Origin of the sequence: Lentzea sp. HUAS TT2, from assembly GCF_051853195.1 — a bacterium.
Lineage (GTDB): Bacteria > Actinomycetota > Actinomycetes > Mycobacteriales > Pseudonocardiaceae > Lentzea.
The window spans coordinates 774124-788028 of the sequence record NZ_CP196667.1 but is presented as its reverse complement, the minus strand read 5'-3'; the positions used below and the strand labels follow the sequence as shown (position 1 = coordinate 788028).

The 13905-nt window shown below is 69.0% G+C and carries 15 protein-coding genes and 1 pseudogene; 10 read left to right on the top strand and 6 right to left on the bottom strand.

All coding sequences use genetic code 11. From position 1 onward, the window contains the following. Positions 1–10: 10 nt before the first annotated feature. Complete coding sequence (locus ACSHWB_RS04005; protein WP_439660735.1) at positions 11–601, top strand: TetR/AcrR family transcriptional regulator; 591 nt, start codon at positions 11–13, stop codon at positions 599–601. A 157-nt stretch (positions 602–758) separates the two neighbouring features. Here the strand turns inward: ACSHWB_RS04005 and ACSHWB_RS04000 are convergent, their stop codons facing one another. Genes ACSHWB_RS04000 through ACSHWB_RS03990 form a run of 3 tightly spaced genes read right to left on the bottom strand, consistent with a single transcriptional unit; the run spans position 759 to position 3686 of the window. Beyond that, positions 759–2255 carry a tripartite tricarboxylate transporter permease gene (locus tag ACSHWB_RS04000; protein WP_439660734.1) on the bottom strand — a complete coding sequence of 499 codons (1497 nt, stop codon included), beginning with the start codon at positions 2253–2255 and terminating at the stop codon, positions 759–761. Further along, entirely contained in the window at positions 2248–2739 is a 492-nt protein-coding gene (locus ACSHWB_RS03995) for a tripartite tricarboxylate transporter TctB family protein (RefSeq protein WP_439660733.1), read from the bottom strand. Before ACSHWB_RS03995 ends, ACSHWB_RS04000 begins: the two co-directional genes overlap by 8 nt. After that, positions 2736–3686, bottom strand: coding sequence for a Bug family tripartite tricarboxylate transporter substrate binding protein (locus tag ACSHWB_RS03990; protein WP_439660732.1), 951 nt, complete (start codon positions 3684–3686; stop codon positions 2736–2738). The genes ACSHWB_RS03995 and ACSHWB_RS03990 overlap by 4 nt, the downstream gene beginning before the upstream one ends. A gap of 195 nt (positions 3687–3881) precedes the next feature. On the opposite strand from ACSHWB_RS03990, the gene ACSHWB_RS03985 reads away from it, so the two are divergent. Both ACSHWB_RS03985 and ACSHWB_RS03980 read left to right on the top strand, forming a co-directional pair. Beyond that, positions 3882–5423 (top strand): ATP-binding protein, encoded by a 1542-nt coding sequence (locus ACSHWB_RS03985; protein ID WP_439660731.1) that lies wholly within the window; start codon positions 3882–3884, stop codon positions 5421–5423. Further along, complete coding sequence (locus tag ACSHWB_RS03980; protein WP_439660730.1) at positions 5420–6091, top strand: response regulator; 672 nt, start codon at positions 5420–5422, stop codon at positions 6089–6091. Before ACSHWB_RS03985 ends, ACSHWB_RS03980 begins: the two co-directional genes overlap by 4 nt. On the opposite strand, the gene ACSHWB_RS03975 is transcribed toward ACSHWB_RS03980, so the two are convergent. Both ACSHWB_RS03975 and ACSHWB_RS03970 read right to left on the bottom strand, forming a co-directional pair. After that, positions 6076–7221, bottom strand: coding sequence for an FAD-dependent oxidoreductase (locus ACSHWB_RS03975; protein ID WP_439660729.1), 1146 nt, complete (start codon positions 7219–7221; stop codon positions 6076–6078). The genes ACSHWB_RS03980 and ACSHWB_RS03975 overlap by 16 nt on opposite strands. Further along, complete coding sequence (locus ACSHWB_RS03970) at positions 7218–7805, bottom strand: PadR family transcriptional regulator (RefSeq protein WP_330273438.1); 588 nt, start codon at positions 7803–7805, stop codon at positions 7218–7220. Before ACSHWB_RS03970 ends, ACSHWB_RS03975 begins: the two co-directional genes overlap by 4 nt. Before the next feature lie 579 nt (positions 7806–8384). On the opposite strand from ACSHWB_RS03970, the gene ACSHWB_RS03965 reads away from it, so the two are divergent. The 7 genes and pseudogenes from ACSHWB_RS03965 to ACSHWB_RS03935 all read left to right on the top strand — a co-directional run bounded on the left by ACSHWB_RS03965 (position 8385) and on the right by ACSHWB_RS03935 (position 11719). Continuing rightward, positions 8385–8840, top strand: coding sequence for a glycosyl hydrolase family 18 protein (locus ACSHWB_RS03965; RefSeq protein ID WP_439660728.1), 456 nt, complete (start codon positions 8385–8387; stop codon positions 8838–8840). A gap of 159 nt (positions 8841–8999) precedes the next feature. Beyond that, a pseudogene (locus tag ACSHWB_RS03960) lies at positions 9000–9098 on the top strand (hypothetical protein); the annotation flags it as partial. Between the two features lie 130 nt (positions 9099–9228). Further along, complete coding sequence (locus tag ACSHWB_RS03955; protein WP_439660727.1) at positions 9229–9327, top strand: carbohydrate-binding protein; 99 nt, start codon at positions 9229–9231, stop codon at positions 9325–9327. A 90-nt stretch (positions 9328–9417) separates the two neighbouring features. Next, on the top strand, positions 9418–9945 hold the full coding sequence (locus ACSHWB_RS03950) for a DUF4232 domain-containing protein (protein WP_439660726.1): 528 nt from the start codon (positions 9418–9420) through the stop codon (positions 9943–9945). After that, entirely contained in the window at positions 9942–10415 is a 474-nt protein-coding gene (locus tag ACSHWB_RS03945) for a GNAT family N-acetyltransferase (protein ID WP_439664509.1), read from the top strand. Before ACSHWB_RS03950 ends, ACSHWB_RS03945 begins: the two co-directional genes overlap by 4 nt. Positions 10416–10473: 58 nt before the next feature. Next, the gene (locus ACSHWB_RS03940; RefSeq protein ID WP_439660725.1) at positions 10474–11091 is read left to right on the top strand and encodes a LysE family translocator; all 618 of its coding nucleotides are present in this window, start codon (positions 10474–10476) and stop codon (positions 11089–11091) included. Between the two features lie 19 nt (positions 11092–11110). Further along, entirely contained in the window at positions 11111–11719 is a 609-nt protein-coding gene (locus ACSHWB_RS03935) for a LysE family translocator (protein ID WP_439660724.1), read from the top strand. On the opposite strand, the gene ACSHWB_RS03930 is transcribed toward ACSHWB_RS03935, so the two are convergent. Beyond that, positions 11716–13881 (bottom strand): helix-turn-helix transcriptional regulator, encoded by a 2166-nt coding sequence (locus tag ACSHWB_RS03930; protein WP_439660723.1) that lies wholly within the window; start codon positions 13879–13881, stop codon positions 11716–11718. The genes ACSHWB_RS03935 and ACSHWB_RS03930 overlap by 4 nt on opposite strands. Between the last annotated feature and the right edge of the window lie 24 nt (positions 13882–13905).

Sequence of the window (13905 nt, the reverse complement as noted above, 5' to 3'; positions counted from 1 at the left end):
AGTGGGGCTCATGGAGAAGTCGTCGACGCTGTGGGACCGGTCGCGTCAGGCCGTCGTCGCCGAGATCGTCGACACGGCCCTGACCCTGTTCGCAGAGCAGGGGTACGAGGCGACCACCATGGCCCAGGTCGCCACGAGGGCAGGTGTCTCGCAGCGCTCGCTGTTCCGGTACTTCGGCACCAAGGAGGACCTGGTATGCGGCGAGCAGGACGCGCTGGGCGACCTGCTGGTGGCCACGGTCGAGGCCCAGCCGCCCGAAGTGTCCACCTGGGACGCTCTGCGGGCCGGGTTCACCACGCTCCTCACCGCGGGCAACCACACCCCGCGGCGGGTCTTGGAGATCTCCGGGCTGATCTTCACCAACCCGTCGCTGCACTCCAGGTACCTGGAGAAGCGGTTGAGGTGGCAGCGTTCCCTGGTCCCCGCGATCGAGAAGCGGATGGGCATCGAGTCCGGTGAGATCCCGGACGCCCGCGCGGTGGGGGTCATCGCGACGGTCTTCGCGTGCGTCGACGCCGCGTCGGAGCTGTGGGTCCGCCACGGCGGCAAGGTTGATGCGTTCGAGCTGTACGAACAGGCGCTTGCCGCCGTGCGCGGCTAGCGGCGCGACTCGGAACGTTGGCGGCGTATTCGCGCTCAGCAGGGCGCCTCGCGGCGCCGCCCCCACGCCCCCGTACAACCAGTACGAGGACGTGGGGGCGACACCACGACGCACCCGTCTGACCACGAATACACCGGCAACGTTCCGAGCCACACCACTAGACCATTACTTCAGACTTCTTGCGGCGCAACCGAAGCACCACCGCGACCACCAGCAGCACCACGAGAATGCTGTAGGCCACCGCCGCGAACGGGCTGGTGATCAACGCGCTGAGGTCGCCCTCGCTGATCTGCAGCGTCCGCCGGACCTGCTCCTCCGCCATCGGCCCGAGGATCAGGCCGACGACCAGCGGCGCGACCGGATAACCGTGGCGCCGCATGAAGAAGCCGATCACACCGATCACCAGCAGCACGATCAGGTCGTCCACGACGAAGTTCACCGCGTAGGTGCCCAGCGCCGCGAACAGCAGGATGCCCGCGTAGAGGTACGGCCGCGGGATCTGCAGCACCTTCACCCAGATCTTCACCAGCGGCAGGTTCAGCACGAGCAGCATCACGTTGCCGATGTAGAGCGACGCGATCAGCGCCCAGACCATCGGGCCGTTGTTGGTGAACAGCAACGGACCCGGCTGGATGCCGTAGCTCTGGAACGCCGCCACGATCACCGCCGCCGTCGCGGTCGTGGGCAGGCCGAGGGTCAGCAACGGCACCAGGACGCCTGCCGCGGCGGCGTTGTTGGCCGCCTCCGGACCCGCGACGCCCTCGATCGCGCCCTTGCCGAACTCCTCCGGCCGTTTCGCGAGCTTCTTCTCCGCCGCGTACGACAGGAAGGTCGACACGTCCGCGCCGCCGGCCGGTACGGTGCCGATCGGGAAGCCGATGAACGTGCCGCGCAGCCAAGGCTTCCACGAACGCGACCAGAACTCGGGCGTCATCCACTTGCCGCCGATCGGGATGACCTCGATCGGTCCGTGCCGCAGCCGCGACGCCACGTACAGCGCCTCGCCGACCGCGAACACACCGACCGCGACCACGACCACGTCGATCCCGTCGGCCATCGTCGCCACCCCGAGGGTGAAGCGCTGCTGACCGGTGAGCGTGTCGGTGCCGACGAGCCCGATGAACAGGCCGAGTCCCAGCGACGCCAAGCCGCGCACGGGGGAGGATCCGAGCAGTGCCGCGACCGTCGTGAACGCCACCACCATCAGCGCCACGTAGTCGGCGGGACCGAGCTGGACGGCGAAGTCCGCGATGGTCGGCGCCAGCAGCGTGAGCAGCACGGTGGCGATCGTGCCCGCCACGAACGACCCGATGGCCGCCGTCGCCAAAGCTGCCGCTCCCCGGCCGGCTTTGGCCATCTTGTTGCCCTCTAAGGCAGTCACGATGGACGCGGACTCGCCAGGGGTGTTGAGCAGGATCGACGTCGTGGACCCGCCGTACATGCCGCCGTAGTAGATGCCCGCGAAGATGATCAGGGCGGCGGTCGGCTCCAGCGTGTACGTCAGCGGCAGCAGCAACGCCACCGTCATCGCCGGTCCGATGCCCGGCAGCACGCCGACGGCCGTGCCGAGCGTGACGCCCAGCAGCGCGTACAGCAGGTACTCGGGCTGCGCGGCGGTCGCGAAACCCTCCAGCAGCATGGTGATGCTATCCATCGAGGAACGGCACCCCTTCGAAGATCCCGGCCGGCAGCGAGAGGCCCAGGCCGTACGCGAACACCACCTGCACGACCAGCGCGAGCACGATCGCGATCGGCAGTGCCTTCCACCACGTCGCGCCCAGCGTCCAGGCAGCGCCGAAGAACAACAACGCCGCCGCGACCGGCCAGCCGATCACGTCGATCAGCACCAGGTGCGCGACCAGCACGGCCACCAGCTTGGCCACGGTGAGCCAGTCGGTGCGGACGTTCTCGTCGACGTCCTCAGCCTCCTCGGCCTGGCCGAGCTTCCCGCGGGCGGTCGCGATGATCGCCGCGATGCCCGTCACGACGAGCAGAATGCCCACGGCGTAAGGGAACGCACGTGGTCCTACGGCGTTGTCGTCGCGCGCGGCGATCGTGCCCGCGTCGACCAGGGTGAAGACCCCGATCGTCGCGACCAGACCGCCGAACGCGTACTCCTCGATTTTTGCGGCAATCACTTCACGAGCCCGATGTCCTGCAGTGCGGGCTTCACACGCCCGATCTCCTTGGCCATGAACGTGGAGAACTCGGAGCCGGTCAGGAACGTGTCCGTCCAGCCCTTCTTGGTGAGCTCGTCCTTCCACTGCTGGCTCGCGTGCATGTCGGTGACGAGCTTGGTGAGGCGGGACTTGGCCTCGGCCGAGATCGACGCCGGCGCCACGACGCCACGCCAGTTGATCAGCTCGACGCCCAGCTCCTTGAACGTCGGCACGTTCAGGTCGGGGGCCGGGTTCGGGCCGGACGTGCCCAGCGCGCGCAGCTTGCCCGCCTTGATCTGCTCCTTGTACTCGCCGATGCCGGAGATGCCCGCGTCGACCTTCTTGCCCAGCAACGCTGCCAGGGACTCGCCACCGCCGGAGTACGGCACGTAGTTCAGCTTGGACGGGTCGATGTTCTTCGCCTTGAGCAGCATCCCGGCGAGGATGTGGTCGGTGCCGCCGGCCGAACCGCCGGTGATCGAGACGCCCTTGCCCTTCTCGTTGACCGCGGCGAGCAGGTCGTCGATCGTCTTGTGCGGCGAGTCCGCGGGCACCACGACGACCTCGTCCTCGGCCGTCAGCCGGGCGATCGGGGTGGTCTCCTCCAGCCGGGCCTGCGACGCGTTGGTCTCCACCGCGCCGACCATGACCAGGCCGGTGATCATCAAGAACGAGTCGGAGCGCTCGTTCAGGAGCTTCTGCAGGCCGACCGTGCCGCCGGCGCCGCCGACGTTGCTGACCTGCACGGAGTTCGCGAGCTTGGCGCCGCTCATCGCCGTCTGCATCGCCCGTGCCGTCTGGTCCCAGCCACCACCGGGGTCGGCGGGCGCCATGATCTCCAGCTTCGCGATGGAGTCACCGCCGCTCGCGCTCTTCGCCCCCTGACCGCACCCCGCGAGCACCAGTCCGGCGGCAGCGACCGCCACCGCTCGTCTCCATGCCGTACCCATCGAGTACTCCTCGCTTCGTTGCGAACGTTGGGCGCGGACGCTAGGTAACTGGCGGGCTCCTCGTAAGGGTTAGGTCGTAAGTTCCGTATTGGTCGTTTAGTTCGTGACCTGTTTCACAGCGGATGCGTCAGAATTCCAACCATGTTCCGTCGGTCGGTTTCGTTTGGAGCCTTGCTGCTGGCATTGCAGGTGGTCATCGTGCTGATGACGACCTGTGCCGCCGGTCTGCTCGCTGCCAAGCTGCAGAGCGACCGGATCCGGGACTCCTACAAGGACCGGATGTTGTCCGTCGCCGAGAGCGTGGCGCGGCTACCCACGGTCATCGAGGCCTTCGACTCCGTTGACCCGTCCGCGACGATCCAGCCGCTGGCCGAGGTGATCCGCAAGGCGTCCAACGTGACGTACGTGGTGGTCACGGACCACAACGGCGTCCGCTACGCCCACCCCGACCCGAGGCGCATCGGCGAGCGCGTGTCGACCGACCCGAGCACGGCCCTGTCCGGTGAGGTCTTCGTCGGCACGGAGACGGGCACGCTCGGCACGTCGTTGCGCGCCAAGGTGCCGGTGCGGGCGGGCGACGGGCGGATCATCGGCATGGCCTCGGTCGGCATCCTGGAGAGCCAGCTGTCCGCCGACCTCGCCGAGGACCTGCCGGAGCTGATCGGCTGGCTCGCCGCGGCCGCACTGGTCGGCGTGCTGGGCGCCGCGTTGATCACGCAGCACGTGCGCCGGCGGACGTTCCGGCTCGAACCCGCCGAGATCGCGCAGCTGCTGGAGACCAGGGACGCGATGCTGCACGGCATCCGCGAGGGCGTGGTCGCCGTGGACGACCAGGAGAGGCTGGCGCTGGTCAACGACGAGGCCATGCGGTTGCTGGGCCTCGAGGAGAACCCGAGCGGGCAGCCCGCGTCGGAGGTCCTCGACGACGGTCTGCTGGACCTGGCGCGAGGGGACGACGACGTCGCGGACCGGTTGGTCCTCGCGGGGGAACGGGTGCTGGTCGCGAACCGCATGACGGCCAAGACCCAGGAACGCGCGGTCGGCGTCGTGCTGACGTTGCGCGACCGGACCGAGCTGCACGACGCGTTGCGCGAGCTCGACGGCCAGCGAACCGTCACCGAGGTGCTGCGCGCGCAGGCCCACGAGTTCTCGAACCACCTGCACGTCATCGGTGGTCTGCTCGATCTCGACCGCGGTCCCGACGCCGTCGCCTACATCGAACGGGTGGGCGGCGCCGGCTCGGTCACGGCCGACATCATCGACGGAGCGAACGCGGATCCTGCGCTGGCGGCGCTTTTGCTGGCAAAATCCTCCACCGCGCACGAACGAGGTGTGGAGCTCCGGCTCGATCCCGGCAGCTCCGTCGACATTCGTGCGGGCGACGACGCGTTGACCGTGCTGGGAAACCTGGTCGACAACGCGGTCGACGCCGTCGAGACCGGTGGAACCGTGCGGGTGCTGGTGCGCTCGTCGGTCAGCGGAGTGCGGGTGGTCGTGGACGACGACGGACCGGGTGTGGCGGAGTCGCAACGCGGCCGCATCTTCGACCTGGGCGTGAGTTCCAAGGACGTCCAGGGCGCGCACGGCAGAGGAATAGGTCTTGCATTGGTGTCGAGGGTGGTGACCCGGCGAAGCGGCCGGGTGGCGATCACCGAATCGGAGCTCGGCGGCGCGTCGTTCGACGTGTGGCTGCCGGAAACGGGGAACCGATGAGCGTGCGAACGCTCGTTGTCGATGACGACTTCGCCGTGGCGGCGATCCACCGCGGTTTCCTGGAGGCGATGCCAGAGTTCGAGGTGGTCGGCGAGGCGCATCGCGGTGGAGAGGCGTTGCGTGCCGTCGAGTCGTTGCGGCCGGACCTGGTGCTGCTCGACATCCACCTGCCGGACATGTCCGGGCTGGAAGTGCTGTCGCGGTTGCGTGCTCGTGGCGGGCCGCCGGTCGACGTGATCGCGGTGACGGCGGCGCGCGAACGCGAGACCGTGCGGCAGGCCATGTCCCGCGGGGTCGACAACTACCTGGTGAAGCCGTTCACGCGCACGGCGTTCCTCGACCGGATGCGGGAGTACCTCGCCCAGCGCATCGAGGTGCAGCGGCTGGGGCAGGTGCTGGACCAGGACGAGGTCGACTCGCTGATGCACCACCGGCCGCGCACCCTGGCCATGCCCAAGGGGTTGTCGGCGGTGACGCTGCGGCTGGTGACCGAGGCGTTGCGGGACAGCCAGAACGACCTCTCGGCCCAGGAGGTCGGGGATCGGGCGGGGCTGTCCCGCGTGAGCGCGCGCCGGTACCTGGAGCACCTGGTGACGATGGGCAAGGCGGAGGTGCAGCCGCGGTACGGCATGGCGAACCGCCCTGCGCACGGTTATCGGCTGACCTGAGCGTCCCAGTCGATGCGGTAGTCCTGGTCCTTCGTGAACGCCTTGGCGCCGAAGGTCTTCATCACGAGCGGCATGAGCAGCCGGGTGATCGGGCCGATGCCGCGCTTGTTGCTGTTGGTACGGGCCGCGCGTGCCGCGATCCGTTCGACCCTGGGACGCCGGAGTCGTTCGTAGGTCGCGAAGGCCTCGGTCAGGTCGGGGATGTCGCGCAGGCAGCGGGCGAGCTGGATCGCGGACTCGGCCGCCAGTGACGCGCCCTGACCGGAACTGGCGCTCGGCGCGTGGGCGGAGTCGCCGACCAGCACCATGCGGTCGCGGTGCCAGCGGGGCACGCTCGGCATGATCTCCAACGGACCCGCGCCGAGCACCTCCCGGCTGCCGGCCAGGAGCTGCTTCGCCGGCATGTCGTCGCCGTAGGCCTCGCGCAACCGGTCCAGCCAGCTGTCAGCGGGGATCGCGTCCATCTCGGCGGTGGTCAGCGGCTCGGGGACCGCGAGGTTGGTGAACCACGCGATGGTGCCGTCCGGCAGTTCCCAGTAGCCGAGGAACGAGCCGCCGAACACGAAGTACATCGTCTCCGGGTCGCCGTGCACGCCGGTGTTCTCCGCGTACGAGCCGAATCCCAGCAGGCCGACGTACTCGGGGTCCGGAGCGCCCGGATCGATGATCCTGCGGACCGCCGAGCGGATGCCGTCGGCGCCGACCAGCAGGTCACCCGACTCGCTGGAGCCGTCCGAGAACGTCGCGGTGACACCGTTCTCGTGGCTTTCGACCTCCACCAAACGCTTGCCGTACTCCACCTTGACCCGCTGGGCGACCGTCAGCTCGCGCAGCCGCTGGTACAGCTCGGCCCGCGGCACGACCCGGCTGGTGCCTCCGGTGATGCGCCCGAGCGTTCTGCCCTGGGCGTCGGCCATCACCATGTGGCGCAGGGGATCGCCGAAGTCCGAACCCAGGCCCGCGATCCTCAGCGCCGCCAGGCCGTTGGGTGCCACGGTCAGCATGCCGCCCACGCCGTCCGCGGTCGTGTCGTACGCCTCGAAGACCACCGCGTCGATACCGGCCTTCTGCAAGGCCAGCGCGGTGACCGGGCCCGCGATGCCGCCCCCGATGACCAAAGCCTTCATCATTCCCTCCCGAAGATTTCCCGCCACAAGTGCTGGTACTCGGCTTTCGCCAGTTCCCCCGTGAGCTTCTCGACCAGCCGCAGTTCGGCCTCCACCAACGACATCCGGTACTCCTCCTCGACGAGGAAGATCCACTGGACGCCGTCGGCCGTCGCCTTGCCGACCATCGCGCGCGTCTCGTCGAGGTCCTTGGTCAGCGCGTCCGCGCGGGCCTTCAGCAGCTCGACGGACTCCACCGGGTCCAGCACCGAGATGAGCGAGAGCGCCACGCCGAACTGCGGGTACTCGTGCGCCGGGTCGCGGACGAGCTCGCGCATCCAGTCGTGCAGCTCGTCGCGGCCGGTGTCGGTCAGCGCGTAGATGGTGCGTTCGGGCCGCTGGGTGTCCTTGACGGTCTCCTGCTCGGCGACGAACCCGGCCTTCCGCAGCTGCTCGACGACCATGTAGAGCGACCCGCGGTTGAACTTGATGTTGCGGTCCTTGCCGGTGTCCTTGAGCTGTTTGCCCAGCTCGTAGGGGTGCATGGGGCCCATCACGAGATGTGCCAGCACCGCCAGCGCCAGCGGGTTCGACACCTTGCGCCGCATGCGTCCTCCTTGGTTGATGTCGACTATCCGACTCTAACTAGTCGATGTCAACTATTTCATTGATTGGTCTGTACCACGTAGTGACCGGTCTGTTTCCCGGTCCCAGACTGGGTGAACAGACCGCCTCTCTGCACGGAGGTCCGGCATGCGCCTCTCCAGAAAGATCCTCCCGCTCGTCACGGTCGTGGTGACCCTCGCGGGTGTCGTCGTGAGCTGATGGGCGACAAGACGCGTCGCGTGATCGGGTACTTCACCAGCTGACGGACCGGGAAGAACGGCGCGCCCGCGTACCTGGCGAGCAACCTCCCGTGGAACAAGATCACTCACATCGACCACGCGTTCGCGGGGATCGGCACGGACAGCCGGATCTCGGTCGGGCCCGAGGGCGCGGCAACGCGTCGACCGGCGTGGAATGGCCTGGCGTTCCCGGCGCCGGGATGGATCCCGCGCTGTCCTGCAGGGGCCACTTCGACCTGCTGACCAAGTACAAGAAGCAGCACCCGAACGTGAAGACGCTTCTACAAGCTCGCCCGGTCACAGACGTCGGTCGACACGTTCGCCGACTCGGTCGTAACCTTCTTGCGCACCTGCGGTTTCAACGGCGCGGGAGCGTCCGACGGCAAGCACTACCTGCTCACCGCAGCGGTTCCGGCGTCCGGCTGGCTGTTGCGCGGCCAGGAGACCTACGGCGTCACGCGGTACCTCGATCACCTCAACATCATGAGCTACGACCTGCACAGCGCGTGGAACCACTTCGTCGGGCCGAACGCCGCGCTGTACGACGGGCAGGGCTATCTCAACACCGACTGGACCTGTCACTACTTCCGCAGCGCGATGCATGCAGACCGCATCAACATCGGCGCCGGGTTCTACGCACGCGGCTGGAGAGGCGTCACCGGTGGCACGAAAGGGATGTGGGGGCCGTGCCGCCTTCGTCCGCTGCGGCATCGACGACCTCTGGCACGACGAGCTCGACGGCATGATGGTGATGCCGTGGTTGTGGAACAGCACCAAGGGCGTCTTCCTGTCCACTGAGGACGACGTCTCATCGCCGCGAAAGCCGACTACGTCACCAGCAGGGCCTCGGCGGCATCATGATCTGGGAACTGGCCGGCGACTACGTCTACGACAGCGCCAAGTCCCGGTACCACATCGGCGACACGCTGATCTCGAAGATCGACGACGGCCTGCGCGGTGCCGCTCTCCCACGGAGCGTCGAAAGCCGGTCGCACCCTGCCTTCCTCCGTGCTGAACGTCAACGTGGGCGTGTCCGGTGTCGCGTTGGGCGACGCCAGCTACCCGATCAACCCGACCATGCGGATCACCAACAACTCCACCTCGACGATCCCCGCCGACGTCGACCACCACGACCACCGGTGGTGCCGCCTGGGCTCCGTACACCGCGTACGCGGCCGGAGCGCAGGTGACTTACAGCGGCGCGACCTACCGCTGCCGTCAGGGCCACACCTCGTTGCCCGGCTGGGAACCGCCGAACGTCCCGGCGCTCTGGGAACGCGTCTGACCCGATGGCGGCCGGAACCTTCACAAGTGGCCGAGTCCCCGCTTGTGAAGGTTCCGGCGGAAGATCCACGGCTGTGGCACGATCGACCACATGGGATCTGGGGGCAGAATTCTCGCCGCGGTTGCCGTGCTCGCCGGTGTGGTCGCGGGCACAACGGTGTCACAGGCGGACGAACCGCAGTGCGACACAGGCTTGCGGTTCACCACGAACAACACGAGCGCGGCGATGGGCCTGCGCCTGATGTCGGTCGAAATGACCAACTGCGGCAGCGAACCGTTGGAGCTCAACGGATATCCACAGGTGAAGCTGTTCGACGCGCAGCACGAGCAGCTGGACGTCGCGATCCTCGACGGTTCGGGCGGCATCGCGGCGCTCGAAGGCTTCGACGACGCGCCGCAGCCGATCACCGTGCCGCCGGGGGAGAGCGCGAAGAGCGCGTTCGTGTGGCGGAACACGCACGCGTCGGTCGACCCGCCGCAGGTCGGCAAGTTCGTGGACATGGCGGCCGCGCCGGGTGGCACGTGGCAGCCGTTGGTCGCGACGACGCCGGAGGGGCGCGTCCTCGTCGACCTGGGCAGCACCGGGCGTCTGGGCGTCCGCGCCTGGTACCGGCCGTGATCGAGCTCCGGCGCGCGACCTCGGACGACGCCGCCGCGGTGGCCCGGATCTGGTATCCGGGCTGGTGCGACGCGCACCTCGGCAACGTGCCGCAGCGGCTGGTCGACGCACGGCCGGAGGAGACCTTCGAGCCACGCGCGCGGGAGCACGCCGAACACACCACGGTCGCGATCATGAACGGCGAGGTCGCCGGGTTCGTGATGGTCATCGGGGACGAGGTCGAGCAGGTCTACGTCTCGGCCGATCATCGTGGATCCGGTGTCGCGCAGGCGCTTCTGGCCGCCGCGGAGAGCGAGGTGGCGGCGAACGGACACGCTCGCGCGTGGCTCGCCGTCGTCGCAGGGAACGCGCGGGCGCGCCGGTTCTACGAGCGGCAGGGCTGGACCGACGAAGGCCTGTTCGACCACCGGGCACCGCACCCGGACGGGCCGATCCCGGTTCCGGCGCACCGCTACACCAAGCCCGTGTGATCGTGTCCGGTGTGTTAAATCTTCTGGTGGCGCTGGTCTTCCGTGTTTTCATGACGTCATGTCGACCACCGCGCTCCTGAGCTTCACGTTCGTCGCGCTGCTGACGGTGATCACGCCCGGCCTGGAGACGCTCCTGGTGCTGCGGACGGCGTTGCTGGTCGGCCGCCGCACCGCGATGGGCGTCGTGGTGGGCAGCACGCTGGGCTGCCTGGCGTGGGCGGCCGCGGGCCTGGTCGGCCTGACGGCGTTGCTGCAGGCGTCCGCGCTGGCGTACGACGTCGTCCGCTGGCTCGGCGCCGCGTACCTGATCTATCTGGGTGGCAAGGCGCTGTGGCAGTCGTTCGCCAAGGCTGGGCGTGCTGAACTGGATGAACCGGAGCCGGTGCCGTCGGTGCGCGCGGCCGTCCGCGTCGGGCTGCTGACGAACCTGCTCAACCCGAAGCCGGGCGTCTTCTACATCTCGTTGCTGCCCCAGTTCCTGCCCGTCGGCCAGCCAGGGTGGGGTGCTGTGCTCGTGGCCATCCACCTCGGCATCGGGCTGGTGTGGTTCCCGATCCTGATCACGGCGGCCGGCCGGGCCCGCGCTTTCCTGCTGCGGCAACGGCTTCTGCTGGACCGGCTGTCCGCTTCAGCGCTGATCGCGTTCGGTTTGAAAACGGCGGCGGACGCGCGCTGACGTGTGATCTGATGGGCCCATGTCGACCGCCGCACTGCTGAGCTTCTCGCTCGTCGCGCTGCTCACCGTCCTCACGCCGGGCCTGGACACGGTGATGGTGTTGCGCACGGCGTTGCTGAGCGGCAAACGCGCGGCGCTGGGCGTTGTCCTCGGCATCACGCTCGGCTGCCTGGTCTGGGCGGTGGCGAGCCTGGCGGGCCTGACGGCGTTGCTGCAGGCGTCCGCGCTGGCGTACGACGTCGTGCGCTGGCTCGGTGCCGCGTACCTGATCTACCTGGGCGCCAAGGCTTTGTGGCACTCGCGCAAGGCGGCGTCGCTGGATGACTCACGTCCGGTGCCGGGCGCCGGGGCCTCGTTGCGCGTGGGGCTGCTGACGAACCTGCTGAACCCGAAGGTCGGCGTCTTCTACCTGTCGCTGCTGCCGCAGTTCATGCCCGCGGGCCAGCCCGCGTGGGGTGCCGTGCTCGTCGCCGTCCACCTCGGACTCGGCCTGGTGTGGCTGCCGATCCTGATCGCCGTGGCCGGTCGCGCCCGTGCTTTCCTGTTGCGCCAGCAGGTTCTGCTGGACCGGCTGACGGCGTCCGTGTTCGTCGCGCTGGGGCTGAAGCTGGCCTTCGAGGCGCGTTAACGCTCGCCGGTGACCGAACGGTGCCAGGTCGCGAGCGCGGTCCGGCTCGGCAGGCCCAGCTTCACCCGGATGTTGACCACGTGCCGGTCCGCGGTGCGCGGCGAGATGTACAGCCGTGACGCGATCTGCTTCGACGTGTACCCCTCGGAGACCAGCCCGGCGATGGTGAACTCCTGCCTGGTCAGGCCGCCCGGCAGCAGTGGTTTCACGGGCCGGCGCTCGGAGTCCGGCACCGGTTCGAGCGCGAACACCATCGCCTGCTCCGGCCGCAGGTCGGCGCCGAGCGTCGTGATCACCTGGTAGTCGTCGCCGAGCGAACGGCGCACGGTCCGCTCGGAGCGTTCCAGCACCCTGCGGAACGGGCTCATGCCGTTGAACGAGATCCGCGAGATCCGTTCCTGCGACCGCAGCGCGCCGAGCAGCCGTGCCGCCCGGTCGAGGGCCCCGAACTCGGCGCACGCGCAGGCGAGCAGCCACAGGCTGAACGGGGCGCCCCAGGTGTCGCCGAGCGTCAGCTGGATCCGCAACGCCTGGATCACCAGCGGATGCACCTGCGCCGGGTCGCCGTGCAGCAGTTCGTAGAGGCCGCGATGCCACAGTCCCCAGGCGTGCGCCCAGTCCACTCCGTTGCTCTCCGCCTGCCTCACCAACGCCGTCGTGGCCTTGTCCGCGGACTCGGCGTCCAGCAGGAAGCACGTGGCCATGGCGTGCATCAGTTCGGTGATGTACGTGTCGCCCGGTGAGGCGTACTGACGGCACAACTCGACGACGTGCGCGTACAGCGGCACGCAGTCCGGTGAGCCCTCCACGAAGAAGAGATGCGTGGCCTCGGCGAGAACCAGGTGCACGTCGGTGACCGGTAATCGCGGCAACGAGCGTGCCTCGTCCATCAACGGGAACGCCACCGCCGAGTCGCCCCGCACCTGGGCCATGTACGCGCTGTGCGCCAGCAGCGAGGTCCGCAGCGGTGCCTCGGTGATCACCTCGCGGGCGGAGGTGAGCAGGTCCCACGCCTGGCCGAGCATGCCCGCGAACGACGTGAAGCGCGCCCGCTGCACGTTCATCGCCACGGCTGCGCCGATCGGGGCCAGGTCGGGCGTGCGCAGCGCGTGGGTGACCGCCGCACGGATGTTCGGCCACTCCTCCCACAGCCTGCCCATCCACAGCGCCTCGCCGGGTGAGAACCACGAGTCGGCGGCCTCGTCCACGAACTTGTTGTAGTGCAACACATGGCGACGCAACGGCTCGTCCGCGTTCGTCAGCAGACGACCGCCGAACTCCGCCACGGTGTCCAGCAGCCGATAGCGGGTCTCACCCGTGACCGTGCTCGTCGTCGCCACCGCGATCGATCTGGACACCAACGCGGACAACGGTTTCAGCACGTCCGCGTCCGCCACTGACTCGGCGGCGGCGAGGTCGAAGTCCGCGGGGAACACCGTCAGCCGCGCCCACAGCCGCCGTTCCTCGTCCGTGCACTGCCGGGCCGACCACTCGAGCACCTGCTCCAGGGCGGCGGGCTCCGGCTGGTGCGGCACCTCGGAGAGCACCACGCCGGCGGGCAGCGCGGCCAGCAGTTCGATCGAGAGCGGCAACCCGTCGACCGCCCGGCACAACGCCGTGGCGTCGTCCAGACCGGGTGACTGCACTGCGCGGTCCAGGAACAGCTGCACCGCGTCGTCCACGCTCAGCGGCGGAACCCGCAGCGGTTGCTCGCCGTAAACACCGAGTGGCTCCCGCGAGGTCGCGAGGATCGTGAGCCCCTCGCAGTCGCGCAACAGGTGGTGCACGAGATGCCGGACCGCTTCCAGCAGGTGCTCGCAGCGGTCCAGGACGAGCAGCAAGTGCTTGTCGTACAACGACTCCACGAGCCGGCCGAGCCCCGCCTCCGGCGAGTTGTCGACGATCCCGAGCTCGGTCGCGACCGTGCGGGTCAGCGCCGCCGGTCCGGTGAGGTCGGCGAGCCGCACCCACCGGACGCCGTGCTGGAACGTCCCCGCCAGCGCCCGTCCGGTCTCCTCGGCGATCCGGCTCTTGCCGGCACCGCCCGCGCCTGCCAGCGTGACCAGCCGCGATCGGCGCAGGAGTGCCTCGGTCTCGGCGAGCACCGCCTGGCGGCCGATGAACCTCGTGGTCTGGGCAGGCAGATCGCCCCGCACGGTCATCGGCGCATCTTCGCCTAGTAGGGC

Bases quoted from the DNA above. Each gene is read 5' to 3' on its own strand.
- ACSHWB_RS04005 (WP_439660735.1), top strand. From the start codon at position 11: ATGGAGAAGTCGTCGACGCTGTGGGACCGGTCGCGTCAGGCCGTCGTC.
- ACSHWB_RS03935 (WP_439660724.1), top strand. From the start codon at position 11,111: ATGTCGACCGCCGCACTGCTGAGCTTCTCGCTCGTCGCGCTGCTCACC.
- ACSHWB_RS04000 (WP_439660734.1), bottom strand. From the start codon at position 2,255: ATGGATAGCATCACCATGCTGCTGGAGGGTTTCGCGACCGCCGCGCAG.
- ACSHWB_RS03940 (WP_439660725.1), top strand. From the start codon at position 10,474: ATGTCGACCACCGCGCTCCTGAGCTTCACGTTCGTCGCGCTGCTGACG.
- ACSHWB_RS03975 (WP_439660729.1), bottom strand. From the start codon at position 7,221: ATGATGAAGGCTTTGGTCATCGGGGGCGGCATCGCGGGCCCGGTCACC.
- ACSHWB_RS03970 (WP_330273438.1), bottom strand. From the start codon at position 7,805: ATGCGGCGCAAGGTGTCGAACCCGCTGGCGCTGGCGGTGCTGGCACAT.
- ACSHWB_RS03980 (WP_439660730.1), top strand. From the start codon at position 5,420: ATGAGCGTGCGAACGCTCGTTGTCGATGACGACTTCGCCGTGGCGGCG.
- ACSHWB_RS03950 (WP_439660726.1), top strand. From the start codon at position 9,418: ATGGGATCTGGGGGCAGAATTCTCGCCGCGGTTGCCGTGCTCGCCGGT.
- ACSHWB_RS03930 (WP_439660723.1), bottom strand. From the start codon at position 13,881: ATGACCGTGCGGGGCGATCTGCCTGCCCAGACCACGAGGTTCATCGGC.